The 2,128-nt window shown below is 63.2% G+C and carries 1 protein-coding gene; it reads right to left on the bottom strand.

Going from position 1 to position 2,128, the window contains the following annotated elements; translation table 11 throughout:
• Window positions 1–2,128: DUF4118 domain-containing protein (locus tag NKJ08_RS38495; protein ID WP_352786360.1), on the bottom strand; the 2,128-nt coding region annotated here is incomplete at both ends.

Raw genomic sequence — 2,128 nt, 5'->3', positions numbered from 1 at the left:
CGGGATGCCTGGTCCCTCATCCATGATCTGCAGGATGACGACGCCATTGTCGGTCCAGGCCTGCAGGCGGATCGTCGAAGCTGGCGGCGCGTATTTTGCAGCATTGTCGAGGAGGTTGAACAGCACCTGTTCGAACAGAACGGGGTCGACCCGCAACATCGGCAGATCCGATGGGATATCGATCTCGGTCTTGTGCTCGCCGACGATTGTGCGGGCCCGATGCAGGGCTGAGCCGACAATGTCGCCGACATAGTGAAACGCATAGTTCGGCTCCATCGTGCCGGATTCTATCTTGGTCATGTCGAGCAGATTGGCGATGAAGCGGTTAAGCCTTTCCGATTCATCAAGCACGGTCGACAGCAGTTCCGCCCGGTCCTGCTCGGGAAGTGCGTCCTCGAAGTCCCTGAGTGTTCCGGCCGCGCCCATGATGGCGGCAAGCGGCGTTTTCAAATCGTGCGAAATGGAGGTCAGCAGGGCCGAGCGCAGGCGGTCTGCCTCGGCCGCAAGCTTGGCCCGGTCAACATCGGCGACGAGCTGGATGCGCTCGATGGCGACCGCCGCCTGGTCGGCGAGCGCATCGAGCAGACGCTGCTGCTCGGGTGTCAGCAGCGGACCTTGCTTGTCGTTGTCGAGGCCAACCACGCCCACCGCCGTGCGTCCGGTCCGCAACGGCAGATAGAGGCGTTTTGCTCCCGGCAGCGTGTCGGCGCCGCGCCCCGCGGCGCGGTTATGCTCCCAGGCCCAGAGCGCCGCGGCAATGTCTGCCTCGGCCAGCGTGTCGTCGGGCGGGTAGCCGGCCTTGACCGCGATCGTGCCGTTTTCCGGCAAAAGCAGCACCACGCGCAGCTTCAGCATTGAGGCGATCTGGAAGGCAGTCGCCCAGAGAACGTCGTCGAGCGTGCCCGTTCCCGCCAGTTTCTTGGAGAACAGATAGAGATCCTCGGTAGTGCGGGCGCGGGATTGTGCTGCCACTACCTGGCGCTGCACCCGCGCCGTCAAATTGCTGGCGATGATCGCCACGCAGAAGAAGAAGCCGAGTGCGACGGCGCTTTCAGGGTCGCTGATATTCAGCGTGTAGAGCGGGTCGAGAAAGAAAAAATTGAAAACTATGGCGCTGAGAACGGAAGCGAAGATCGCCGGCCAAAGCCCGGCTGTGACCGCCGACGCCAGCACAGCCATGAGAAAGACGAGAGCGATGTTGCGCACATCCAGCACGCGCGACAGCAATTCGCCGAACAACAGCCCTGCAACGACATAGAAGACGACAATCAGATAGGGCCTGATGTCGAGGCGCGGCGGTCGGGCAGGGGTCAACCCCCGCGACGGCGGGGCTTGCGCCTGGGCGTCGCCGGAGACGACGTGAATGCTGATCTTGCCGGCATCGCGTATCAGGTCATAAGTGACGGAGCCGTCAAACCACTGCCGCCAGCGTGGCTTGCGCGGCTTGCCGGTGATGATGTGGGTGACGTTGTTGGCTGCCGCGTAACGCAGGATGTCGGCAGCGACATCGTGGCCGGGAATGGTGACGGCAACGCCCCCCAACTGTTCGGCAAGTCGAAGCGTCGATGCCAGCCTGTCGCGATCCTGCTCGGACAGGCCGGTCGAGTGTGGCGTCTCGACATAGAGCGCCAGCCACGAGGCACGAAGCCGCTCTGCCTGGCGGCGGGCATAGCGTACAAGTGACGCGCCGCGCGGATCCTCATCGACCCAGACCAGGACACGCTCGCTGGCCGCCCACGGCCCCGGAATGGCGTGGGCCTGCATATGGATCAGCAACTGCTCGTCGACGCGCTGGGCGGTGCGGCGCAGCGCCAATTCTCTGAGCGCCGTCAGATTGCCCGGCGAGAAGTAGTTCTCGATGGCGCGCTGGGCGGTGTTGGGGAAGTAGACCTTGCCTTCTTCAAGCCGCTTGATCAGATCGTCGGGGGTGAGGTCAATGATCTCGATGTCGTCCGCCTGGTCGATGATAGAGTCGGGAACGGTTTCACGCACCCTGACGCGGGTGATCTGGGCCACGACATCGTTCAGACTTTCGACGTGCTGGATGTTCAGTGTCGTGTAGACATCGATGCCGTGCGTCAGGATTTCCTGGACGTCGAGATAGCGCTTCGGGTGACGGCTGCCGGGA

The sequence above is a fragment of the Mesorhizobium sp. M0244 genome (genome assembly GCF_040321795.1).
GTDB lineage: Bacteria > Pseudomonadota > Alphaproteobacteria > Rhizobiales > Rhizobiaceae > Mesorhizobium.
This window is presented reverse-complemented; position numbering and strand designations above follow the sequence as displayed.